Source organism: Paraburkholderia sp. (assembly GCF_036488505.1).
GTDB lineage: Bacteria > Pseudomonadota > Gammaproteobacteria > Burkholderiales > Burkholderiaceae > Paraburkholderia.
On the sequence record NZ_DASXHN010000484.1, the window covers coordinates 1 to 23,301 of the forward strand.

Annotated in this window: 21 protein-coding genes and 1 riboswitch; of the genes, 11 read left to right on the forward strand and 10 right to left on the reverse strand. The window is 67.3% G+C overall.

Annotation, left to right across the window (positions count from 1 at the left end; translation table 11 throughout):
- Together VGH68_RS27575 and VGH68_RS27580 are read right to left on the reverse strand one after the other, a co-directional pair.
- Nucleotides 1-3,755: translocation and assembly module protein TamB (locus tag VGH68_RS27575; protein WP_331606897.1), on the reverse strand; the 3,755-nt coding region annotated here is incomplete at its 3' end.
- 56 nt (nucleotides 3,756-3,811) lie between these two features.
- Entirely contained in the window at nucleotides 3,812-5,674 is a 1,863-nt protein-coding gene (locus tag VGH68_RS27580) for an autotransporter assembly complex family protein (RefSeq protein ID WP_331606898.1), read from the reverse strand.
- 245 nt (nucleotides 5,675-5,919) lie between these two features.
- On the opposite strand from VGH68_RS27580, the gene VGH68_RS27585 reads away from it, so the two are divergent.
- The 4 genes from VGH68_RS27585 (at nucleotide 5,920) to panD (ending at nucleotide 8,701) form a co-directional block, all read left to right on the forward strand.
- Nucleotides 5,920-6,105: a DUF3460 family protein gene (locus tag VGH68_RS27585; protein WP_331606899.1), complete on the forward strand. Its 186-nt coding sequence runs from the start codon at nucleotides 5,920-5,922 to the stop codon at nucleotides 6,103-6,105.
- A gap of 32 nt (nucleotides 6,106-6,137) precedes the next feature.
- A complete protein-coding gene (locus tag VGH68_RS27590; RefSeq protein WP_331606900.1) occupies nucleotides 6,138-7,013 on the forward strand; it encodes a ScpA family protein in 876 nt (291 codons plus the stop codon).
- A gap of 392 nt (nucleotides 7,014-7,405) precedes the next feature.
- Complete coding sequence (gene panC / locus VGH68_RS27595; protein ID WP_331606901.1) at nucleotides 7,406-8,239, forward strand: pantoate--beta-alanine ligase; 834 nt, start codon at nucleotides 7,406-7,408, stop codon at nucleotides 8,237-8,239.
- A gap of 75 nt (nucleotides 8,240-8,314) precedes the next feature.
- On the forward strand, nucleotides 8,315-8,701 hold the full coding sequence (gene panD / locus VGH68_RS27600) for an aspartate 1-decarboxylase (RefSeq protein ID WP_331606902.1): 387 nt from the start codon (nucleotides 8,315-8,317) through the stop codon (nucleotides 8,699-8,701).
- Nucleotides 8,702-8,871: 170 nt separating this feature from the next.
- Here panD and VGH68_RS27605 read toward each other — a convergent pair whose 3' ends face one another.
- On the reverse strand, nucleotides 8,872-9,510 hold the full coding sequence (locus tag VGH68_RS27605; RefSeq protein ID WP_331606903.1) for a ParA family protein: 639 nt from the start codon (nucleotides 9,508-9,510) through the stop codon (nucleotides 8,872-8,874).
- Nucleotides 9,511-9,750: 240 nt separating this feature from the next.
- On the opposite strand from VGH68_RS27605, the gene VGH68_RS27610 reads away from it, so the two are divergent.
- Nucleotides 9,751-10,170: a PaaI family thioesterase gene (locus tag VGH68_RS27610; RefSeq protein WP_331606904.1), complete on the forward strand. Its 420-nt coding sequence runs from the start codon at nucleotides 9,751-9,753 to the stop codon at nucleotides 10,168-10,170.
- A gap of 54 nt (nucleotides 10,171-10,224) precedes the next feature.
- Here VGH68_RS27610 and VGH68_RS27615 read toward each other — a convergent pair whose 3' ends face one another.
- Nucleotides 10,225-11,703, reverse strand: coding sequence for a cobyric acid synthase (locus VGH68_RS27615; RefSeq protein WP_331606916.1), 1,479 nt, complete (start codon nucleotides 11,701-11,703; stop codon nucleotides 10,225-10,227).
- A 176-nt stretch (nucleotides 11,704-11,879) separates the two neighbouring features.
- Here VGH68_RS27615 and cobU point away from each other — a divergent pair, with 176 nt between their 5' ends.
- The 4 genes from cobU (at nucleotide 11,880) to VGH68_RS27635 (ending at nucleotide 15,500) form a co-directional block, all read left to right on the forward strand.
- A complete protein-coding gene (gene cobU / locus VGH68_RS27620) occupies nucleotides 11,880-12,434 on the forward strand; it encodes a bifunctional adenosylcobinamide kinase/adenosylcobinamide-phosphate guanylyltransferase (protein ID WP_331606905.1) in 555 nt (184 codons plus the stop codon).
- Nucleotides 12,434-13,375 carry an adenosylcobinamide-phosphate synthase CbiB gene (cbiB, locus tag VGH68_RS27625; RefSeq protein WP_331606906.1) on the forward strand — a complete coding sequence of 314 codons (942 nt, stop codon included), beginning with the start codon at nucleotides 12,434-12,436 and terminating at the stop codon, nucleotides 13,373-13,375. The genes cobU and cbiB overlap by 1 nt, the downstream gene beginning before the upstream one ends.
- A gap of 40 nt (nucleotides 13,376-13,415) precedes the next feature.
- Nucleotides 13,416-14,495, forward strand: coding sequence for a threonine-phosphate decarboxylase CobD (gene cobD / locus VGH68_RS27630; protein ID WP_331606918.1), 1,080 nt, complete (start codon nucleotides 13,416-13,418; stop codon nucleotides 14,493-14,495).
- 111 nt (nucleotides 14,496-14,606) lie between these two features.
- Entirely contained in the window at nucleotides 14,607-15,500 is an 894-nt protein-coding gene (locus VGH68_RS27635; protein WP_331606907.1) for a cobalamin-binding protein, read from the forward strand.
- A gap of 12 nt (nucleotides 15,501-15,512) precedes the next feature.
- Here the strand turns inward: VGH68_RS27635 and cobC are convergent, their stop codons facing one another.
- From cobC to VGH68_RS27665, 6 genes are all read right to left on the reverse strand, one after another.
- Entirely contained in the window at nucleotides 15,513-16,103 is a 591-nt protein-coding gene (cobC, locus tag VGH68_RS27640) for an alpha-ribazole phosphatase (RefSeq protein WP_331606908.1), read from the reverse strand.
- On the reverse strand, nucleotides 16,088-16,864 hold the full coding sequence (locus tag VGH68_RS27645) for an adenosylcobinamide-GDP ribazoletransferase (RefSeq protein ID WP_331606909.1): 777 nt from the start codon (nucleotides 16,862-16,864) through the stop codon (nucleotides 16,088-16,090). Before VGH68_RS27645 ends, cobC begins: the two co-directional genes overlap by 16 nt.
- A gap of 61 nt (nucleotides 16,865-16,925) precedes the next feature.
- On the reverse strand, nucleotides 16,926-17,987 hold the full coding sequence (gene cobT / locus VGH68_RS27650; protein ID WP_331606910.1) for a nicotinate-nucleotide--dimethylbenzimidazole phosphoribosyltransferase: 1,062 nt from the start codon (nucleotides 17,985-17,987) through the stop codon (nucleotides 16,926-16,928).
- Between the two features lie 36 nt (nucleotides 17,988-18,023).
- Nucleotides 18,024-18,878: an ABC transporter ATP-binding protein gene (locus VGH68_RS27655; protein ID WP_331606911.1), complete on the reverse strand. Its 855-nt coding sequence runs from the start codon at nucleotides 18,876-18,878 to the stop codon at nucleotides 18,024-18,026.
- Nucleotides 18,875-19,948, reverse strand: a complete 1,074-nt coding sequence (locus tag VGH68_RS27660; protein ID WP_331606912.1) for an iron ABC transporter permease — start codon at nucleotides 19,946-19,948, stop codon at nucleotides 18,875-18,877. Before VGH68_RS27660 ends, VGH68_RS27655 begins: the two co-directional genes overlap by 4 nt.
- 39 nt (nucleotides 19,949-19,987) lie before the next feature.
- Nucleotides 19,988-21,985 carry a TonB-dependent receptor plug domain-containing protein gene (locus tag VGH68_RS27665; RefSeq protein ID WP_331606913.1) on the reverse strand — a complete coding sequence of 666 codons (1,998 nt, stop codon included), beginning with the start codon at nucleotides 21,983-21,985 and terminating at the stop codon, nucleotides 19,988-19,990.
- Nucleotides 21,986-22,075: 90 nt separating this feature from the next.
- A riboswitch (cobalamin riboswitch) is annotated at nucleotides 22,076-22,335 on the reverse strand.
- 205 nt (nucleotides 22,336-22,540) lie between these two features.
- On the opposite strand from VGH68_RS27665, the gene VGH68_RS27670 reads away from it, so the two are divergent.
- Nucleotides 22,541-22,900 (forward strand): ATPase, encoded by a 360-nt coding sequence (locus VGH68_RS27670; protein WP_331606914.1) that lies wholly within the window; start codon nucleotides 22,541-22,543, stop codon nucleotides 22,898-22,900.
- On the forward strand, nucleotides 22,897-23,211 hold the full coding sequence (locus tag VGH68_RS27675) for a cell division protein ZapA (RefSeq protein ID WP_331606915.1): 315 nt from the start codon (nucleotides 22,897-22,899) through the stop codon (nucleotides 23,209-23,211). Before VGH68_RS27670 ends, VGH68_RS27675 begins: the two co-directional genes overlap by 4 nt.
- Nucleotides 23,212-23,301: the final 90 nt, after the last annotated feature.

The following is a 23,301-nucleotide window of genomic DNA, read 5'->3' on the forward strand; positions in this document are numbered from 1 at the left end:
CCGATCTCGATGTTGGCACGCGGCGCGAACGGGCTGGCCGGCGGCGCCTCGCCGTCGGTCGGCCGGGGTTGACCGCCCGAACGCGTGCCGTCCGGGCGGATGATCACGACGTCGTCGCCGAGGCTCGGCGCGGCTTGCTCGGGCATATCGAACAGCGCGCTGTCGACGACGAACTTGCCGTTGATCGCAAGGCCGCTTTCCGTGCCGCCGTTCGCGATGCTCGCGCTGCCCGACAGCGACAGATGCCGGTCCGGCGACGCGAACACGTCGAGCTTGTCCGCAACGATGCTCGCGGTCAGATCCGGCTCGGCGCCGTCGATGCGGATGCGGCCGGTCGCGCGCAGCGTGCCGCTCGCGCCGCGGAACTCGACCTGCTGGAAGTCGACCATGTTCTCCGACAGCGCAATGCGCACCACGCCGTCCTTCAACTGCACGCCCTGGCTGACCACGGTCGCCGACAGCCCATCGCCGGTGAGCGCGCCCGTCACGCTCGGCTTCCCGACCGTGCCGTGAAGCGCGAGCTTGAGCCCGAGGCGTCCGTCGAGCAGATAGCTCGGACCCAGCAGGCCGCCGGTGGTGCGCAGCGACGGCACGCTCGCGTTCACGTCGCCCGACAGCGCGCTCTGCGGGTCGACGGTCAACAGGCCGTCGCGCATGACCAGCGTCGTATGCGCGTTGGCATCGATCACGCCGACCCGGCTTGCCTGCGCATGTACGGTCGCATTGAGTCGGTTGCCGCCGGTAAATTCCGCGCGCGCGCGGATATCGCTAATGCCCATCGACGCGAGCCCGCGGCCGATCTCGACCGTCACGTCGCCACTACGCCGCCGCAGCTCGATATGACCGCTCGCCGTCGCGCCGAGCGAGAAGTCCCAGTCGCCGTCGAACACCAGATCGGTCCTGGCGGACGGCGGCTCGCCGGTGATCTCATGCTGCAACTGCTGCAAACGCGCGACCGAAACGTCGGTAAGGGTGCCGGCCGACTGGATCCGGCCGTGATCGAACGCGAACGATTTCAGGCTCAGCACCGCGCCTTCGATCGTCAGACGCGTCGCGCCGAGCGTGAGCCGGCCCGGCCCCGCGCTCACCGCGAGCGGCGCTTCGAGATTGAGCGCGGGATTGCCGCGGTTCTGCAGACGCGTGAGCGTGCCGTCCCAGCGGCTGCCGTCGCGCGTGTCGGTCAGCTTGCCGTTGGCGGCGAGCGTCAGATCGAGCGGGTGATGCTGCAGCTCGCCGGTGGCCGCCGCTTCGAGCGTATGGTTCGCGCGCGTGCCCGAGAGGCGCGCGCTCAGCGTGCGCAACTCGACGCCGCCCGCGCTCAGGTTGCGCGCGTCGGTCGTGAACGCGAGCGCGCCGTTCGCGCCGTCGCGCGCCTCGGCGTGGCCTTCCGCATGGCCGAGCCGGTTGTTGCCGAAGACGACGCTGTCGGCCTTGTAGTTCAGCATGACGTTCGGGTGAGCGAACGAGCCGGTGACGTCGCCGTCGGCGTCGATCAGCCCCGCGAGACCGAAGCCGAGCCGCTCGAGCTGCGGCGCGTCGACCCGGAATCGCAACCGGTCGCCGGGCGCGCCGAAGCTGCCTTGCAAATCGACCTGATTGCCCGCCACCGACAGGTTCGCGCGGCTCGGCAGAATCCGCGAGCCGGCCAGCTGGATCATGCCGCCGCCAGTCAGCGGCAAGCCGTTGTACACACTGTGGCCGAGATTGAATTCGGCGCGGGTCGTGAACGCCGGTGCGAGCACGCCCGTGGCGCTCAGCGTCGCATTCACGCGGGCTTCGATCCTGCGCGGCGGCGCCGCATGGGGTGCGTGATGCGCGGGCGCTGGCGGTGGCGCTCTGCGTTCGAGCACTTCGGTTTGCACCGCCGCCTTGGCGGTGTTCTTCGCGATGGCGGCGGCCTGGTCGCCCGGCGCCGCGCTCTTCGCGCCGGCGGCGCTACCAGCCAGCGCGGCGGCCTGCGTGCGCGGCGTGCGCTGCGGGCCGCTGGCGGCGCGCGCGGCCGGTGCGGTAACCGGCGTTCGCGATGGCATCTGCGAGGTCAGCGACAGCGGATCGAAATCGGTCAGTTGCGCTTTCAGGTTGTAAGTCGCGTTCGAGTCGTGCTTGAGCGCGCCGGACAGATCGATGCGGCCACGGCCCGACGTGATGCGCACGTCGTTGAAACTGATGCGCGCCGGGTCGAAGGTGATCTTGCCCTGAGCGTGCAGGGCGGCGGCCGGGTCGGCCAGATCGAGCGTGACGCTCTGGATGTCGTCGTTCAGACGGATGCCGATCGGGCCGGACAGCTGGGTCGGCCGCACGGTCGCCTGCAACGCGTTCAGATCGAGCCGCGCGACGCGCAAATCCAGTTGGCCGCGCCGGCCGCGCAGCGTACCGCCGCCGGTGACCGTCGCGTTGCGCACGATCCGCACGTTCAGGTTCGAGATGCTTTGCGACTGCGCGTCTAGCCGCACGTCCGCGTTTGCGTCGATCAGCGGCAGCAGGTTCTGGTCGATCGCGCCGGGCTTCGCGTTGACGATCGACAGGTGCCCGGCCACGGCGAATCCGGCGGCAGGCTGCGCGGGTTGCTGATGGTGGCCGCGGCTCACGCCCGGTGCGGACGCTTCCGCGGCGCCCGCCGCGCTCGCGGCGCGGTTCGCACTTGCCGCGTCGACCGTGCTTGCCGGCGTTTGCAGCGCGGCCGCCGGCCCGCCCTTGACTGCCCCACTCGCCGCCGTATTTGCCGCACTTGCGCCGCTCGCGGCGGCCATCCCGCTAGCGCCGCCAGCCCCGCCCGCCCCCGCCAGCTCCACCGGCTGCAACTCCGCGCGCACGGCGAGATCCGCCAGCGGCGCGCCGGCCGAGAAGGCCTGCGGGTTCACATGATCGAACGTCAGCATCGCGCGTCGCAGCGGCACGGCGGCAAACGGCGTCGCCTCGATCCGCGCATGGCCGGCAAGTTTCATCCCGCTCGCATCGAGTTCGGCGACCAGTTCCTCGAGCGTGCCGCTCAGATGCCCGGCCACCTGCACGGACTCGTCCTTGACCTTGCCCGCGTAGCCGACCTCGCCCGTCAGCGGGAACGGCTCGACGCCGTCAAGCTTCAGCGACGCCGTCACTGCGCCGAACGGCGTATCGAGCCGGTCGATCGCGGCCTCGTGATGGCGCCCGTCGCTGCGTCCGTGAAATGCGAAGTGCGACAGCTCGGTCGTTGACGCGCCCTGGTGCAGCAGTAGCTGCCCGACCTGCACATCGCGGATCTCGAGCTGCATCGGCAGGCGCAGATCCTTCGGCAGACTGAACGGCTCGCTGCTGTTCGACGACGACCCGCCGAGCCGCGCGTCGATCGTGCCCACGCGCAGATACTCGATCGTGAAACGCCACGGCTCGCGCGCGAGCGCCCAGCGGCCCGCGACGCGGTCGACCTGGATCTCGGTGCCGCTGCCGTCGAGGCTGCGCCAGCGCACATCGCGCAATTGCACGCCGCGCGCGAGCGTGCCGCCATCGAGCGTACCGGCGAGCCGCCCGCCCAGCAGCTTGACCGCCGCATCCCATGCGTACGCGGTGCCGCGCTCGGTCGTCAGCACGCCGTACAGCAGGCCGGCCGCGAGCGCGGCCAGCAACGTCAGCACGGCCACCGTCGCCGCCGCCGTTTTCAGCAGCAGCCAGCCCCAGCGCCGCTTCGGCGGTGGTTCGGGCGGCTGTTGCCCGGGCTGTCCAGGCGGCATATCGCCGGGCGGCTGCGCGCGGGGCGGGTCGTTGACGTCCATGGTCATGCGTGAATGAGGTGCCGAATAAAGTAGCGAAGGAGGTGGCGCGCTGTCATCGAACGTCAGAAGGCGATGCCGAGCGTCAGGTACGGCCGCACGCTCCGATTGCGGATCCCGTACGCGATATCGACGTTGACCGGCCCGACCGGACTGCGCCAGCGCGCGCCGACGCCGACGCCCGGATAAAAGACCTTTTCGCCCCAGGTATCGGTCGCGGTGCCGACGTCGAAGAACGCGGCAGCGCCCCAGTTGTGCGAGAACCAGTGCTGGTATTCCGCCGCCGTCGTGAGCAGGTATTTGGTCGGCAGGATCGAGCCGGCGACGTCGTTACCGATGCTCTGGAAACTGTAGCCGCGCACCGAATTCGAACCGCCCGCGCGGAACAGCAGCGACGCCGGAATGCCGCTCGAACTGCCGCTCGTGAACACGCCGCCGAGTTCGGCGCGGATCAGCACGATGTCGTTCGCGCCGATCGGCACGTACTGCTGCCCGCGCGCGTAGCCGCGGATGAACGACTGGTCGGCGAGCAGCCCCTTCACCGCGAAGCCGGCTTCGACGTGGATCAGGTTGCCGCGACGCGGGAACAGCGGGTCGTCGGTATCGCGCCGCGTCCATGACCACGCCGGCACCAGCGCATGCGCGGTGGTCGGCGGCGCCGCGTTCTGGTCGAGCCGGTCGTCGTAGAACAGCAGCGAGTAGTTGTAGTCGAGGAACTGCGACGTGCGCGAGCGCTGCACGCCACCGCGAATGCTGTAGATGCGCGTATCGGAGACGTCGGTGGTCGTGTACGACGCGAGCACGCTATTGGTCCACGCGCGCGGCCCCGGCTGCATCGACAGCTGGATCTGCCCGTACTGCTGGGTCTGGTCGGCGCGCCCTTCGACAGTGAACGGCCACGCGATGCCGAACGTGTTCAGATACGAGTACGAGCCTTGCACCAGCGGGCCGTTGTCGGTCGAATAGCCGACGCCGCCGCGGAAGCTGTGGTACGGAAACTCCGACACCTTGACATGGACCGGCGTGTTGAGCGGCTTGGCCGGATCGTTGTCGAGATCGATCGCGACGCTCGCGAAGTACGGCGTGTTCTGCAACTGGCGCTGCAGTTCGGCGACCGTGCGGGTGTCGTAGATGTCGCCGGGAGAAATCGGATTGACGTTGTGAACGATGCGTTCCGGGTAACGCCGCGTGCCCGACACGTCGATGTTGCCCATCGTGAAGGTCGGCCCGCTGTCATAGATCACCGACAGCTTCGCGGTATGCGTGCGCGGATCGATCAGCGCCTCGGAGTGGTAGATCTTCGCGCCCAGATAGCGGCGCGATTGCAACTGGCGCAACGACGCGTTCTTCGCGTCGTCCCAGTCGCCCTGCGAGAACGGCTGGCCCTGATGCAGCGAGAACGCGAAGCGGGTCGCGTTTTCCTGCGCCGGGTCTTCGGTGAGCACCGCGCCGCGAAACGACAGATCGACCGACGTGACGACGGTCTGCGGGCCCGGCTCGACTCGAACGGTGACCTGCCGCAGTTTGTCGACGGTACGCACGTCGGTGCTAACGACCGGCGTGAAATAGCCTTGCGTCGCGGCGAGATCGCGCACCTGCTGCGGCGTAGCGGTGATCAGGAACGAGAACTGGTCGTCGCTGATGTCGGGGCGCTTCGCGAAACGGGCGATGTCGAGGTGGTCTTCGAGCAGCCGGCGCAGCGAGCGTGGCTCGGCGATCACGTCGACCTTGTAGCTGGCTGATTTACGCGCCGCGTGAGCCTCGCCGGCCAGCGCCAGCAGGGTCAACATCGTCAGCATCGAAAGGGAGAGCGTGAGCCGCGTGCGCAACCAGCGCCGCGCGCGAGCGGCGCATCGGCGTGCCCGCCCGCGTTGCTGGCCGGCCGCGCCGGGCCGCGAACGCGGCTTGTCAAACGTACCTCCCGCCAAACACGACCTCCGCCCACAGTTGGCACACAGTTGGTGAGTCCCGCTGCCGCCGCCGGTCGGGCGGGCGCGGCATGCTATTTGACCACATCGCAGGCGCCCGCGAAGTCTCAAAAATGGGCGGCTCGCAGCGTTTTTCGACCGTGCGATGCGCATGCGGTAAAATTCCGTGCAACGGCGCCGCCCTCACGGCATGCCAAAGCGGCCAGCCTGAGAGCCGCCACCCTACCCACCACGGACCTCGAGCCATGTATCAATCGGACATCACCCAGTTCCTGAATCAGCTCAAGCAACAGAAGCCCTACCTCGAAGCCGAGCAACGCAAAGGCCGCGCGCTGCTGTGGGACAAACAGCCGATCGATCTGGAAGAGCGCGCCGAGCAAACAGCCTCGCGTATCGAACAAACGCCTTACTCGTACTACCAGAACTTTTGAGTGCCCCGGTCGCACCGACGCCGACCTCATCGATGAGTCACGCTGACGACGCACACGGCGCGCCGGCTGCGCCGGCCGACGCGGCGCTCTCCACGCCCGCCACCGATTCGACGCCCGACACCATCGACGGCGTCGCCTTCGCGCGTCTCTACGGCGAGCCGCTGTTCAAGCTGCCGAACGACCTGTATATCCCGCCTGACGCACTCGAGGTGTTCCTCGAGACCTTCGAAGGGCCGCTGGATCTGCTGCTGTACCTGATCCGCAAACAGAACTTCAACGTGCTCGACATCCCGATGGCGGATGTCACCGAGCAATACCTCGGCTATGTCGAGCAGCTGCGCAAGACCAACCTCGAACTCGCGTCCGAATATCTGCTGATGGCCGCGATGCTGATCGAGATCAAGTCGCGCATGCTGCTGCCGGTCAGGAAGGCCGACACCGGCGAGGAAGCCGATGATCCGCGCGCCGAGCTGGTGCGCCGCCTGCTCGAATACGAGCAGATGAAGCTCGCCGCGCAACGCATCGACCAGTTACCGCAACTCGGGCGCGACTTTCTGCGCGCCGAGGTCTATATCGAGCAGAGCATCACGCCGCGCTTCCCGGACGTCAGCAGCGACGATCTGCGCGCCGCATGGGCCGACGTGATCAAGCGCGCGAAGCTGGTCCAGCACCACAAGATTTCGCGCGAAGAACTGTCGGTGCGCGAGCATATGAGCCTGATCCTGCGGCAGTTGCAGAACGCGCGCTTTATCGAGTTCTCCGATCTGTTCGACACCAGCCGCGGCGTGCCGGTCGTCGTGGTCAATTTCATCGCGGTGCTCGAACTGTGCCGCGAAACGCTCGTCGAGATCACCCAAGCAGAACCGTTCGCGCCGATTTACGTGCGTCTCGCGTATCTGCCGGCCTGATACCAGCCCGATGCCGGCTGGGCTGCTCCGCCCGTCCATTTGAAGGCGGTCCGTCGGCCCAATCGCGGCCGAGTGCGCGCTTAGTTGCGCGCTTAGTTACTCGCTGACCCACACCGCTACGCTTACGCGCCGCCAGCCGGGCCCCACCCCGCCCGGCGACATCGCGCACCGCCCCAGGAAAGACCGCCGCGCCGTCGCCCATGCAAGGCGGGGCGGGCGTGAGCGCCCCAGCCGGCGCCGGCCGCCACCCGCGTTTCGGTGCGCCAGGCCCACAAATCCACTACAATCCGCGCTCCGAACCCGTCATCGCCCGGTGACGCGGCGGCCCGCGCGATTCCGTCAGGTTTGCGCCAACCAGATCGCGCGCGGCGCGAGCCAATCCCTGTCCGATCATGAAAGTCATCAGCTCGATCTATGAATTGCGCGACCAGTTGCGCGGCCAGAATCGCACAGCCTTTGTGCCGACGATGGGCAATCTGCACGACGGCCATCTGTCGCTGATGCGTCTCGCGCGCCAGCACGGCGACCCGGTGGTGGCGAGCATTTTCGTCAATCGGCTGCAGTTCGGCCCGAACGAAGACTTCGACAAATACCCGCGCACGCTGCAAGCCGACATCGAGAAGCTGCAAAGCGAAAACGTCTACGTGCTGTTCGCGCCCACCGAAAAGGATATGTATCCGGAGCCGCAGGAATATCGCGTGCATCCGCCGCACGATCTCGGCGACATCCTCGAGGGTGAATTCCGGCCGGGCTTCTTCCACGGCGTATGCACGGTGGTGATGAAGCTGATGTCGTGCGTGCAGCCGCGCGTCGCGGTGTTCGGCAAGAAGGACTACCAGCAGTTGATGATCGTGCGACAGATGTGCAACCAGTTCGCGCTGCCGACCGACATCATCGCCGCCGAAACCGTGCGCGACACCGACGGCCTTGCGTTGAGCTCGCGCAACCGCTTTCTGTCGGCGGCCGAGCGCGCCGAGGCGCCGATGCTGGCCGTCGAACTCAATCGCATCCGTGACGGCGTGCTCGCGGGCGAGCGCGATTTCGCGAAACTCGAACAGGCGGCTATGGCAGCGCTCGCCGCGCGCGGCTGGAAGCCAGACTACATCGCGATCCGCAAGCGCTCGAACCTGCTCGCGCCAGGCGCGCAGGACGCGAACGCGCCGCTCGTCGTACTGGCCGCCGCCAGGCTCGGCGCGACCCGGCTCATCGACAACCTCGAAATCTGACGCCACCAACCCCGGCGGCATCAGTCAACAGCGAAGTCAGACAGCGAAGCCATACAGCGAATTCAAGGATTGGTCATGCAACGCAATATGCTGAAGTCGAAAATCCACCGCGTCGCCGTCACACATTGCGAGCTGCACTACGAGGGCTCCTGCGCGATCGACGAAGATCTGCTCGAAGCGGCCAACATCGTCGAAAACGAGCGCATCGATATCTGGAACATCAACAATGGTGAGCGCTTTTCGACCTACGCGATCAAGGGCGAGCGCGGCAGCGGCATGATTTCGCTGAACGGCTCGGCCGCGCGGCGCGCGCAGTTAGGAGATCTGGTGATCATCGCGGCGTTCGCGGTGGTCGACGAAGCGGAGCTGAAGGCGGGCTGGAAGCCGGAGCTCGTATTCGTCGACGAAAACAACAAGATCAAGGGCAGCCGCGATCACGTGCCGACGCAAAGCTGGAGCTGAGCGCGCTCGGGGATTCGTCTTTGGTTCTTTTGATGCCGGCGGCCGCTGGGGTATCGCGCGGCCGCTTGCCGCTTTTTGATTTCGGCTTTTTGCGGCGGCACTTCGTGTTTTGCGCGCGCCGTTACCGCTACGGCAACGGGCGGCCCCGGCGAACCGCCGTCAGTCGCGCCTCAACCCTTCCTGCTGGTGCCGTTCGTCCACTCGACGATCGGCTCCCATTGCTCCAGATCCTTCTCCACGCGGCTTTTCGCGACGTCCCACAGCGTCAGGCCGTGCGCCGCGAGCTGCACGTAGTTCTGCGTATCGCGCAGAAAACCGAGCACCGGCAGCTTTAGCCCCTCGACGAAGCGGTGCAATTGCTCGGCCGAGCGCGTGCGCGAATCGACGCGCATACCCACCACGCCGATCTCGATCGCGCCCTTCCTGACGGCCTTTTCCTTCGCGAGTCGTTCGAGGAATTCCTGGGTCGCGAGAATATCGAACATCGACGGCTGCAGCGGCACGATCACCTTGTCGGCGAGATCGAGCGCGATGTTCAGGCGATTGCCGTGTAGACCCGCCGGGGTGTCGACGACCGCGTGCTCGAGTCCCTTCGGCGGCTTGGCCGGCGTCTCGGGATTGACTTCCCAGGTCTCGATGGCCGGCAGCGTGTCGGGCCGCAGTTCGAGCCATGCATGCGCGGACTGCTGCTTGTCGAGGTCGGCCAGCGCAACCCATTCGCCCGCTGCGGCGAAATAGCCGGCCAGATTGGTCGATAGCGTGCTTTTGCCCACGCCGCCCTTCGGATTCGCCACCACGATCACCGACATGAAATCTCCCGGAAAGAAGGCTGGACGCCGCCAGCCGGTTTGCCGCGTTATTGCTCGTGCGTGCGCCTGATCTGCTCAGAACTGTGCCGGCGGTTCCGATCCCGGCCGTTTCAGGTCGGCTGTCAGGTTCGCCCGCGTGTCCAGCCGTTGATAATATCGACAAATGCAGCGCGGCCGAAGCCCCGAACCGCGAATCGGCGTCTGATTGCCCCGTTTTTTTCGACCAAGGACCTGAAACCCATGAGCAAACTGCGCCCGGAATACACGATCGAACGCTTGCACGAGCGCCAGAAAGGCACGCTGCCGGACCTGCTCGGGCTGCGCGCGCTGTCCGTCGATCAGGGCCAACTGGTCGCAGAACTCACCGTGCGCGACCAGTTGCTCGCGCCGAACGGCTTCCTGCACGCGGCCACCGTGATCGGGCTCGCCGACACCGCCTGCGGCTACGCGTGTCTCGCGCATCTGCCGCAGAACGCGCGCAATTTCACGACCGTCGAGCTGAAGAGCAATTTCCTCGGCACGGCGACCCAAGGGACGATCCGCGCGGTCGCGACCGGCGTGCATCTTGGCCGCAGCACCCAGGTTTGGGACGCGACGGTGACCGATCCGGACGGCAGGACGATTGCGCTGTTCCGGTGTACGCAGATGGTGTTGTACTGAGCTTTGGGAGCGTGACGAGCCCGAAAACGATCTTTTCAGGTCAGCGCACGCCCCTCACCCCATCACCGCGAACAACCGCTGCAGATCGACATGCGCCGCGAGCGTATCGGCCAGCCGCTCCAGCGACGCCTCGCGCAACGCCGGATAGTCGAGCTGCTCGGCATCGCGCAAGCCGGCCCACGCGAGCAGCGCCGCGCAAGCGGCCGGCGTGTCGAACAGCCCATGCACATACGTCACGAGAATCTGCCCGTCGGCCGACAGCGCGCCATCGGGCCGCGCGCCGTGCGCATCGCCGGCGCCCTGCTCGCCGCTCAACCACGACGCGGGCCGCTCCAGCGCCGGCCCGCGCGTCTCGCCCATGTGGATCTCGTAGCCGGCTACGTCCGGCGCGCCGGGCAACGCAAGCTGCCCTGTCACATTCGTCAGCGTCTTGTCGCGCGTGAGCACCGTCGAATAATCGAGCCAGCCGAAGCCCGCGAACCTGCCCGGTGCGCCCTCGACGCCATGCGGATCGGCGATCTCGTGACCCAGCATCTGCATGCCGCCGCAAATGCCGATCACGCGGCCGCCATAACGCAGATGCCGCGCGAGTATGTCGTGCCAGCCTTGCGCGCGCAAAAACGCAAGGTCGCCCGGCACGTTCTTCGAGCCCGGCAGGATGATCAGATCCGCCGGTGGCGGCGGCGTGCCGCTGCGCACATACTGAAAATCGACCTGCGGATGCGCGCGCAGCGCGTCGAAATCGGTGTGATTGCTGATATGCGGCAGCACCGGCACGACCACCCGCAGCAGGCGGTCCGCGTCGCCGCCGCCGGCCGCGCGCAATTCGGGCGGCAGCATGTCCTCGGCATCGAGCGTCAAGCCGTGCAGCCACGGCACGACGCCAAGCACCGGCTTGCCGGTCTGCGCTTCGAGCCAGTCGAGGCCCGGCTCGAGCAGGCTGATGTCGCCGCGAAAGCGGTTGATGATGAAGCCGCGCACCCGCGCCTGTTCGCTCTGCGACAGGCACGCGAGCGTCCCCGTCAGATGCGCGAACACGCCGCCGCGGTCGATATCGGCAACCAGCACGACCGGGCAATCGACCGCTTCCGCGAAACCCATGTTGGCGATGTCGCGCTCGCGCAGATTGATCTCGGCGGGGCTGCCCGCGCCTTCGACAAAGATGGTGTCGTACGCCGCGCGCAGCCGAGCATACGACGCCAGCACCGCCTCGAATGCGACCGGCTTGTAGTCGTGATACGCACGCGCATCGAGATTCATGCGCGCTTTGCCGTGAATGATCACCTGCGCGCCGCGATCGCTGGTCGGCTTCAGCAGCACCGGATTCAGATCGGTGTGCGCGGCGATGCCCGCGGCTACCGCCTGCAACGCCTGCGCGCGGCCGATTTCGCCACCGTCGACCGTCACCGCGCTGTTCAGCGCCATGTTCTGCGGTTTGAACGGCGCGACCCGGGCGCCCGCGCGCCGCGCGAGGCGGCACAGACCCGCGACCAGCGTGCTCTTGCCCGCATCGGACGTGGTGCCCTGAATCATCAGCGTGCCGCGCGGCACGGGCAACGCGTCGGCGGGGGTCGGGGTGCGTGTCACGGGTATCGGTTCGGGTCGGAAGCGGCGGTGTAAAGAGGTAGACGGACTAATGGCCCACCGGTCGCGCAGCATTATCCCACCGCGCCGGGCCGCACCGCACTGCCCGCCGGTACAATCACGCGATGACTCTTCGCGACCTCACCTTCGTGCTCGGCGGCGCCCGCTCGGGCAAGAGCGCGCACGCCGAGCGGCTCGCCAGCGACAGCGCGCTGCCCGTCACCTACATCGCCACGGCCCGCGTCAGCGGCGACGCCGAATTCAGCGCGCGTATCGCGCATCATCGCGCGCGGCGGCCCGCGCATTGGGGCCTCGTCGAAGCGGATAGCGATCTCGCCGGCGCGATCGCGCAACACGACGCGCCGGGCCAGTGCCTGCTGATCGACTGCCTGACGCTGTGGCTCGCAAACCTGCTCTGTCCCGCCGACGGCGCGGCGCCGCTGCTCTCGCACTATCACACGCAAGCCGCCGCGCTCGAAGCGGCGCTCACCGAAGCACGCGGCAAGCTCATCGTCGTCAGCAACGAAATCGGCCTCGGCGTCGTGCCGCTCGGTGCGGCCACGCGTCTTTACGTCGACGAACTCGGCCGCGTCAATCAACGCGTCGCCGCGCTGAGCAGCACGGCCACGCTGATGGTCGCGGGCTTGCCGCTCGCGCTGAAAGGCGCGGGCCGCATGTGATGTCGATACTGACGATGCCGCTGATCGCGACGCTCGCCACCGCGGGCATGGCCGTCGACCGCTGGTTCGGCGAGCCGGGCCGCGGGCATCCGCTGGTCGGCTTCGGCAAGTGGGCCACGCGCATCGAAGCGCGCTGCAATCGCGGCCGGCGTCTGCGGCTCAAAGGGCTGTTCGCGTGGGCGCTCGCGGTGCTGCCGCCGGTACTGATCGCGTGGGCGCTCGTCGCTGTGCTGCCGTTTTTTGCGGCCTGTGCGCTGCACGTTGCGCTGCTGTGGTTCGCGCTCGGCGCGCGCAGCCTGCGCGATCACATCGCGCCGATCGCGCGCGCGCTGCAGCAACGCGATCTCGCCACCGCACGCCAGCTGACCGCGCGCATCGTGTCGCGCGACACCACGCAGGCCGACGAAGCCGCGCTCGCGCGCGCCGCCGTCGAATCGGCGCTCGAAAACGGCAACGACGCGATCTTCGGCGCGCTGTTCTGGTTCGCGATTGCAGGCGGGCCTGGCGCGCTCGCGTTTCGTCTCACCAATACGCTCGACGCGATGTGGGGCTATCGCACGCAGCGCTATCTGCGCTTTGGCTGGGCTGCGGCCCGCATCGACGACGTGCTCAACTGGATTCCGGCGCGCCTGACCGCCGCGAGCTACGCGCTGCTCGGCGATACGCTGACCGCCTGGCGCTGCTGGCGCGAGCAGGCGCCGCGCTGGGATAGCCCGAACGCGGGACCGGTGATGGCGGCCGGCGCGGGCAGCCTGAACGTGCTGGTCGGCGGCCCGGCGGTGTATCACGGCGCGCTCGAACAACGGCCGACGCTCGGCTTCGGCCATCCCGCCGAGACCCGCCATGTAGGCGCCGCGTTGATGCTGGTCGAGCGCACGGTGATTCTGTGGCTGGCCGTGCTGATCGTGCTGGCGTTGCTGAGCGTGCCGTTTCATGGCTGAGCCGATGCGTGGGCGGATGAATGAGCGGATGAACGAGCCGATGCACGAGCGGATCGACGATTCGCCATCGGCGCCACCAGACACGGCAGCCGTCCCGATCGCGCACGGCGGCAATCTGCACGAAGCGGCGGCGCGCTACAGGATCCCGTACCCGCAGTGGCTCGACTTGTCGACCGGCATCAATCCGCACGGCTATCCGGTGCCGCCGGTCCCCGCCGATGTGTGGCGCCGTTTGCCGGACGAAGGCGACGGCTTCGCCGCGCGTGCGGCGCTGTATTACGGCGCGCCCGACGCCGCGCACGTGCTGCCGGTCGCCGGCAGCCAGGCGGCGATTCGCGCGCTGCCGGCGCTGTTGCCGCGCGCAACCGTCGGCATCGCGCCGCTCACGTATGGCGAATATGCGCCGGCGTTCGCGCGCGCCGGCCACGAGGTCGCGCCGCTCGAGGTGCAGCGCGATACGCTGCCCGCCACGCTCACACACGTGGCGATCGTGAACCCAAACAACCCGACCGCCACGCGTCTCGATGCGAGCAGATTGCTGCGCTGGCATGCGCAACTGCGCACGCGCGGCGGCACGCTGCTCGTCGATGAAGCGTTCGCCGATACGTTGCCGGACGCGTCGCTGGCCGCGAGCACGCATCGCGATGGGCTCATCGTACTGCGCTCGCCGGGCAAATTCTTCGGACTGGCCGGCGTACGCGCGGGCTTCGTGCTTGCCGCGCCCGCGTTGCTCACGACGTTGCGCGAAAGCTTGGGCGCCTGGACGGTCAGTGGCCCCGCGCGTCACGCGGTAAGCGCCGCGCTCGCCGATACCGCGTGGCAAGTGCGGATGCGCGCGCGGCTCGCCGATGAAAGCGCGCGGCTCATCGAGCTGTTGCGCTCGTACGGTTTCGTCACGCATGGCACACCGCTTTTCGCATGGACCGACGATGCGCGCGCGGCCGCCTTGCACGAAGCGCTCGCGCAGCGCGGCGTGTGGACGCGGCTGTTTGCGCGCTCGCTCGCGGCGTCATCCGATAGTGTGCGTGTCGGGTTGCCCGGCACCGAGGCCGAGTGGCGCCGCTTCGAACAGCGACTGCAAGAAGCCATGCGCGCCATCGATGCCGCGCCGACGGATTAGCGCGCCTGGCTCCTGGCATTCGCTCGATGCCGCTCGCGCGCCCCCTTCAAACCACGTTACGTCAACCACGCTCGCCTGATGATCCGCTTCGCCGTAAAACCGCACTGCTTGATGCGTCTCCTTGGCGCCGCCGCGCTCGTCATCAGCACGTTGAGCGCGCACGCCGCCATCAGCGTCACCGACGACACGGGCGCGACCGTCACGCTGGCGGCTCCCGCGCAACGGGTGATCAGCCTGGCGCCGCATGTGACCGAGCTGCTCTATGCGGCCGGCGGCGGCGCAAAAATGGTCGGCGCGGTGGCATACAGCGACTACCCGCCACAAGCGCAGCAGTTGCCGCGCGTGGGCGACAACAAGGCGCTCGACCTCGAACGCATCGTCGCGTTGAAACCCGATCTGATCGTCGTATGGCGGCACGGCAATGCGCAGCGTCAGCTCGATCGATTGCGCGAGCTGGGCATCCCGCTCTTTTTCAGCGAACCGCATCGTCTCGACGACATCGCCGTATCGCTGACGAAGCTCGGCCAATTGCTCGGCACGTCGGGCACCGCCGACGCGGCGGCGGCCACGTATCGCGCGGACATCGCGAGTCTGCGTGCGCAGTACGCGAACCGTGCGCCGGTCAGCGTGTTTTATCAGGTATGGGAGCGGCCGTTGATGACGCTCAACCGGGAGCACATGATCAGCGACGTGATCGCGCTATGTGGCGGACGCAATGTGTTCGCCGGGCTGCAGCCGCTGGTGCCGACCGTCTCGACCGAAGCGGTGCTCACCGCCAATCCGCAGGCGATCGTCACCGCCGCGCCGGGCGCGACGCGGCCCGACACGGCGCTGCCGCAACTCGACAGCTGGCGTGCATGGCCAGGCCTCGCGGCCGTCGCGAACCACAACCTGTTCGCGATCGACGGTGATCTGATCAACCGTCCCGCCCCGCGCATCGCGCAAGGCGCGCGGCAGTTGTGCGAGGACCTGGATCTCGCGCGTTCGCGCCGCGAGCATCGGTAGCGTTCGGCGCCCTCACGCGTTCCACCGCACCAGCGCCCACTGCTGCGTGTCGTCGTTGCGCCGCAGCCACACGATCCCCGTCATATCGAGCGACCATTGCAGACAACGCGCGAGCGGCACGTCGAGCACCCACGACGCGATCGCGCGCACCACACCCGCATGCGTTACCACATAGGCGGGCGACAGCTCGCGAGTCCGCGCGAACGCATCGAACCACGCGTGCACGCGCGCGACGAACTGCGCGACGCTCTCGCCGCCGTGCGCGCGCGCATGGTCGAAATTGCCGGCCCATTCGTCGAGCTGCGCGCGATCGATCGCGTCCCAGCGCTGCGATTCCCAGTCGCCGAAATCCATTTCCTTCAGGTTGTCGTCGTGGCTGACCACGCAGCCGAAGTCATTCGCGATCTCGGCCGAGAACGCCGCGCAGCGCGTGAGCGGACTCGATATCAGCACGCGCGGTGCGGGCACCTGCAATGTCGCGAGCCGCAGTGCCAACGCGCTCGACGAGATCTTCGCGTTTTCGGCCAGCGCGACGTCAGCGTGGCCATAACACACGCCCGCATCGAGCGCGACAGCGGGATGACGAATCAGGACGATATCCATGCGAGTCCCACCAAGTAGATGCTCAGTTCGAATATCTGTTGCGCGAAGCCGAGGCAATCGCCGGTATAGCCGCCAAGGCGTCTGACGAAGTAACGGCCCATCGCCAGACGCAGCACGAGCAGCACCGCGCACGCGAGCGCGGCGAAGCGCCAGGCCGGCGCGCCGGGCCCGTTCGGCCACAGCAGCCAAGGCAGACCGAACAGCGCCGCGCACAGCAGCGCGGGCCCGGACAGGCGCTGCGCGACCGGCTTCGCCTTGCCTGCGGCGCGCACGTAGTCGAGCGTAGCCAGATAGCTGATTGCGCACGCGCGGCTCGCGCCGTGCGCCGCAATCATCAGACTTGCGGCGCGCAGCGGCGGCAAAGCCGCCAGCGTTTGCCACTTGATCGCCAACGCGATGACGAGCGCGATGGCCCCGAATGCACCGATGCGCGAGTCGTGCATGATGCGTAATGCATCATCACGCGTATAGGCGCCACCGAACGCATCGACGCAATCGGCGAGACCGTCCTCGTGGAACGCGCCGGTCACGAGCAGCGACGCGGCCATCGACAGCAGCACCGCGACGCCGGCCGGCAACACCCGCAGCGCGGCGAGATAGACGAGTGCGCTAAGGCCGCCCACCAGCACGCCGACGAGCGGAAAATAACGTGCCGCCGCGTTCAGATAGTGCGGCTCGTAGCCCACCCAACGCGGCACCGGCACGCGCGTGAAATACCCGAGCGCCGTAAAGAAATAGCGCAGTTCCGCGAGCGGGTTCATCGGCCGGCCCGGTGCAGGCGAAAGGCGATCGAGCTCATTGCGACGCGCGTGGTCGCGCGCATCACGCGTCGCGCTCCGCGACGCCCGCGGAGTCGAAACTCGCCATCTCGTTGATGAAGGCCACCGCCGCGCGCAGCAACGGCACCGCCAGCGCGGCGCCGGTACCCTCGCCGAGCCGCAGTTCGAGCGACAGCAGCGGCTGTGCGCCGAAATGATCGAGCATGCGGCGATGTCCCGCCTCGTTCGACGCATGCGCGAATACGCAGTACTCGCGCAACGCGGGCGACAACGCGTCGGCAACCAGCAGCGCCGAAGTCGCGATAAAGCCGTCGACGAGAATCACCATGCGGGCTTCGGCAGCGGCAAGATACGCCCCGGCCATCATCGCGATTTCGAAGCCGCCAAAGGTCGCCAGTACATCAAGCGGCGCATGGACATCCGTGTGACGCGCGAGCGCCGCGGCGAGCACGTCGCGCTTTTTCCGGAGGCCGGCGTTGTCGAGACCGGTGCCGCGGCCGACGCATTCGTCGATTGGCACGTCGCACAACCGGCTCATCAGACACGCGGCCGCCGACGTATTCGCGATGCCCATCTCGCCGAAGCCGATCACGTTGGTGCCCAGCGCCGCGTGATGCCGCACCCTCGCCGCGCCGGCCCGCATCGCGGCGAGCGTCTGGTCCTGCGTCATCGCCGCTTCGTGCGCAAAGTTGCGCGTACCAGCGCCAATCGGAATGTCGACGAGTCCAGCGCTGTCAGGCAACGGCGTCGCGATACCCGCGTTGACCACTTCGAGTTCGAGGCCGGCGACGCGGCTCAACGCATTGATCGCCGCGCCGCCCGCGACGAAGTTCGCGACCATCTGCGCCGTCACCGCTTGCGGATACGGGCTCACCCCTTCGGCGGCGATGCCGTGATCGCCGGCGAAGACGATCATCGCCGGCCGTTGCACGGTGGGGTGCGTGGTGCGCTGGATCAGGCCCATCTGCAGCGCGAGCGTTTCGAGCCGGCCGAGGCTGCCGGGCGGCTTCGTGCGCGTATCGATGATCTGTTGCAGCCCGGCGCTCAGCGTTTGATCGAGTGGCGCGACCTCGGGCAAACCGGCCGGACGGGGGAAGAGAGTCATGGACGTGGTCCGAAAAGAGAATGTCGCAGTAGGAGGTCAGCCCGACGTGCTGTCATGGCCGGCCGGCGCTCGATCACGTGTACGCGGCGCGGGAATCAGCGCCTCATGCTCGCCATCGCGAATCAGAATCAGCGGATAGCCGAACGCCTGGCTCGTCAACGCGGGGGTCAGCACGTCGTGCACCGGGCCGGCATGCGCGCCGCCTTCGCCGTCGAGCAACAACGCGTGCGTCGCGAAGCGGCGCGCGAGGTTCAGGTCATGGCAGGAGAACAGCACACTGCGCGCGCTGCTATCGCCCGCCTCGCGCGTCCATCCGACCAGCGCTTCGAGACAGTCGATCTGGTGATGCAGATCGAGATGCGACAACGGTTCGTCGAGCAGCAGCAGCGGCGCGTCCTGACATAGCACCGCCGCGAGCGCGACGCGTTGCCGCTCGCCGCCCGACAGCGACAGCACGTCGCGCGCGGCGAACTGCGCGAGGCCGAGCCGTGCGAGCGCCGCGTGCGCGATCTCGCGATCCTCGTCGCCGTCCCAGCCCCAGTCGCCCAGATGCGGGAAGCGGTTCAACAGCACCACGTCGAACACGTTCGCGCTGAACGCATCGGCCACGCTTTGCGGCATCAACGCGCGACGCCGCGCGAGCGGCACTGGCTGCCAGTCGGCGATCCGCACGCCGTCGAGTTCGACATGCCCGGCCGACGCGCGTGCGAGCCCGGCGAGCGTCGACAGCAGCGTCGTCTTGCCCGCGCCGTTCGGCCCGGCGATGCACCAGACCTCGCCCGCGTTGAAGCTGTGCGTGAACGCGTCGAGCAAGGTGCGCGGGCCGGCGCGCAACGTCAGCTCGTGCACGCTCAGACATGAACGGGATGAACTGTCGCGGCTTCGAATCATCGGCGGCGTCTCAACAGCATCCAGAGAAACACCGGCACGCCGACCAGCGACGTAATCACGCCGACCGGCAATTGCGCGGGCGCGATCGCGGTGCGCGCGATCAGGTCCGCGCCCATCACCGCGACGCCGCCGCCGAGCGCGGCGGCCGGCAACAGCATGCGTTGATCGTTGCCGAACGCGAGCCGCAGCATATGCGGCACGACGAGGCCGACGAAACCGATCGTGCCCGCGGTCGTTACCGCCGCGGCCGCCGCGAGCGACGCCACCAGATAGACGCGCAAACGCAATGGCATCACCGCGACACCGAGCGCCTGCGCGGCGGCGTCGCCGCGTAGCAGCAGGTTCAGACGCGGCGCGGCGGGCACGATCGCGATCAGCGCGAGCGCCAGCGCGATGAGCGCGGTCCACGGCAATGCGCCGCCGTTGAGGTCGCCGGTCAGCCAGAAAAGCATGCCGCGCAGACGGCTGTCGGGAGCGACATTGAGCAGCAGCGTGATCAGTGCGCCCCAGCCCGCCGCGATGACCGCACCGGTCAATAGCAGACGCGGCGACGTATCTTGCGGCTCGCCACGCCATAGCTCGCGACGCGCGAGCCCGAGCACCAGCAGGATAGATACGAACGCGCCGGCAAAGGCGCTCGCATCGACGATCCACCATGCGCCGCCCGCGATCATCGCGGCCAGCGCGAATGTCGCCGCACCGCCGGACACGCCGAGCACATACGGTTCGGCCAGCGGATTGCGCAATAACACTTGCAGCAACGCCCCGGCAAGAGCGAGCAACGCGCCGCATGCGAAACCAGCGAGCGCGCGCGGCAAGCGCAGCGTGCGCACGATTTCGCCCGCCAGATCGTTACTCGCTGCGCCCGCGGACACCCCGCCAAACGCATGCGACGGCGTCAAGGCCGCGACCACACGCGACGGCGCAAGCGGCACGCTGCCGAGCGCGAGCGACGCGACCAGCACCGCCAGCGCGACCATCGCGAGCCCGAGCCAGATCGCGGCCGCGCGCCGCGCGCTCATCGTGCGCACCGGTGCTCGTGTGTGCAACGAAGCGGGCGCGCGGTTCATCGGCATGCGCTCATGCGTTCGCCCGACCCGGCGCGCGCGTCACTGCTGCTGCCAGCCGAGCGTGACATACGCACCGCGCCCCGGCGAGTTATACGAGTAGGCCGTTTCATAGTCCTTGTTCAACAGGTTCTGGATTTGCGCGCTGACGTACCACGCTTTCGTGATGTTGTAGCGCGCGGACAAATTCAACACGCCGTAGCCGCCCAGGTTACCGGTGCTATCGACGCTCGGCCCGCTGACGATCCACTCTCCGCCGACGCGCCATGCGCCGATGCTGCGGTTGATCGTCAGCGCGCCGAAGCGCCGCGCGCGCCGCACGAGGTCGACGTCGTTATCGAGGTCGACGGGGTTTTGCAGCGTCAGCGACGCGCGTACGTCGGTCTTGCCGACATGACCGCTCCACGATCCTTCGAGTCCCTGCACCTTCGCATGGCCGACGTTCTCGGCCAGATAGATGCCGGGGATCGTCTGCACGTAGTCGATCAGATTCGAATAGCGCGTCTGGAATGCACTCAAGCGCATCACGCCGAGCGCATCCGATGCGTACTGCAGCGCGGCTTCCACGGAATGACTGCGTTCGGGCTGGATCGACGGATTACCGCTGATTGGAAAGTACAGATCGTCGAAACTCGGCGCGCGGAACGCATCCGAATAGCTTGCGGTTGCCTTCCAGTGCGACGTGATGTCGAAACCGTAGCCAAGATAGTAACTGTTCGCCCCGCCGAAATCGGAATACTGATCGCGCCGCACGTTCGCCTGGATCTGGCTGCGGCCGAACCGCGCGGTGTAGCCGGCGAACACCGAATCGACATGCCGCTCGGGCGCGGCGAAGGTGTCGGACTCGAGGCTCTGGTCGAGATGTTCGTAGCCCACCTGCAGCTTCTGATGCGCGGCGAACGCGAAATCGTTCTGCCACGTGTACTGGCGATTGTCGGTATCGAAGCGGCCGTTGTAGATGCCGTTGGTATTCGACACGCTGCGATCGTTGCCCTGGGCGACCGTGAAGTGCGTGGTCCACCAGTCGGTCAGCTTGCCGTTCGCGAACACGGACAACTGGCTCACCTTGCTGTACAGGTCGTTCAGATCGGTCGGCACGCCATACGCGTTGTCGTAGCTGTCGTTGCCGTTCGACTGGAAATAGCGCACGCCTGCATCCCAGCGGTCGTTGAACGTGTGACGCAGCGATGCCGAGATGCTCTCGTTCAGATAGCCGTTCGCATTCGGATTCGCGCCCGGCGCCTGGCTCGGATTGATCGACGAGAAGCCATCGTCCTTGGTGCGCGCGAGTGCGATGCTGAAGGTCGTGCGGCCGTCCTGATCGAGCGCGCCGTTGGCGCCCATCGTTTGCGTCTGCGTGTGATAGCTGCCGTAGCCGAGCGAGAAGTCGAAACGTGGCGGATGATCGCCGCCGTTCTTCGTGAACACCTGCACGACGCCGCCGATCGCGCCCGAGCCGTATAACGCGGACACGTTGCCGTTCACCACTTCGACGTGATCGACCTGGTCGAGCGGAATCTGCGCGAGCTGCGCGGCGCCGAGGCTCACCGAATCGACGCGCACGCCGTCGATCAACACCAGCGATTGCGTCGCCGACGCGCCGCGCAAATAGAGGCTCGCGGTCGAGCCGGGGCCGCCGGTGCGCGTGATTTGCGCGCCGGGCGCGAGTTGCAGCAGACCGGGCAGATCGGTCGCGGTGGTGTCCGCGATGTCTTGCTGATCGAACAACGCGGTTTGCGGGATCGCATCGGCGAGCGCTTGCGGCCCGCGGCCCGCGGTCACGACGATGGGCGACAGTGCGGTGACCGGTTGAGCGGCGGGGGGACTCGCGTCGGCGGCCGCGGTTGGCGCAGCGTCGGACGAAGACGAGGGTGACGACGAAGATGCGGACGAAGATGCGGACAACGGTGAAGAAGGCGACGACGAAGTGGCGGCCGGCACGGAGGAGGCCGCAGCCGCGGATTCTGCGCTTTGCGCATGAACGACCAGTGGCAGGCTCGCGAACGCGAGCAACGCCGCGCGGGCGACGGGGGACAGCATCGGATGACATTCCTGTGAGTGGCGTGCGCGGCCCGCTTCCCCGCAGGCCGACGCGTAACGAGACGTCCCCATGCTTGATGTTTTGGCGGGCGACGTGCTCTCCTTCTGGCCGGTATCCGGGCTGCGACGCATCGGTCCGCCTTCCCACGCGTCACGCGCAGTGGCACACTCACAGGCTAAGCTTCGAACCTGCGTTTCAGGACCGACCTGCATGCGCACATGCGGTCGCTTACCGTTGCGGGGGCAGCGCAGGTTCACGCGAACGGTTTTCGAAACCGCGCGTGCCCTGCTTCCCGTTTAACCGCGCGCACGGAAACGCACGCGCGGGCACCAGAGTGCGGCAAGTTTAGGAGCGGCCTCGATGGGCGTCAAGAAAGCCGGCCCGCGCAAAACCGTTCCGTTAAATGCAGGCTATCGTCCGGCGGCGACGTGTTTTTCATCTTATGGTCGGGAAAAAGCGTGCAACAAGCGATGTTGTTACGTCTCGAAACGAGACAATTGTCGGAACGTGTAACATTCCGCGCTAAAATGCGATGTCTTTAGAGGACGCAGCAGATGCTCACCGAACTCGAATCACTCTCCCAGAATATCGGCAAGCTGATTGCGATCAGCCAGCGCCACAACGAAGCGCGGCTCGCGCTCGAAGAGCAGCTCGCACTCGCGCGTGCCAGCGTGCAAACCGCACATGCGGAACTTGCCGAGTTGCGCGAAGAGCGCGACACACTGCAGGCCGAACGCGACGCGCTGTCCGCCAAGATCGACGACGCTCAGGTGCGCCTGAATGCGATTCTCGAAAAATTGCCGCGCGCACGCGCGAGCAGCGAGCCGGATAGCCAACTCGATCTGCTCGAAGCCGCTCAGCCCGAAGGCGAGGAAGCGGAAAGCGACGTGAGCCGCCACGGAGAAAATGCATGACCACCAAGCAGATCGAAGTCTCGATCCTCGATGTCCCCTATCGTCTCGCCTGTTCGCCGGAAACGGAAGGCGCATTGCTCGAAGCCGTCGCGCGCGTCGACGCGGAGATGAAAAAAATCCGTAACGCCAGCAACGTGCGCGGCATGGATCGCATTGCCGTCATGGCAGCGCTGTCGCTGGCATCGGAACTGCTTAAGCTGCAGAGCAGCGTAAGACACGGAGAAGCATTTCCCGCTGAAGAAATCCGGCGTACAATGCAGCAAATGAACGAACAGCTTGGTACTGTGATCCAACAGTACAGCTTGCAGTAAGAGTAGTAATGAGTAGTAGCGCGCTGGTTTCGAACCGGTCGCGCGTTCAACGAAGTGGCTGGAATGCAATACTTGCGCATCACTTTTCTG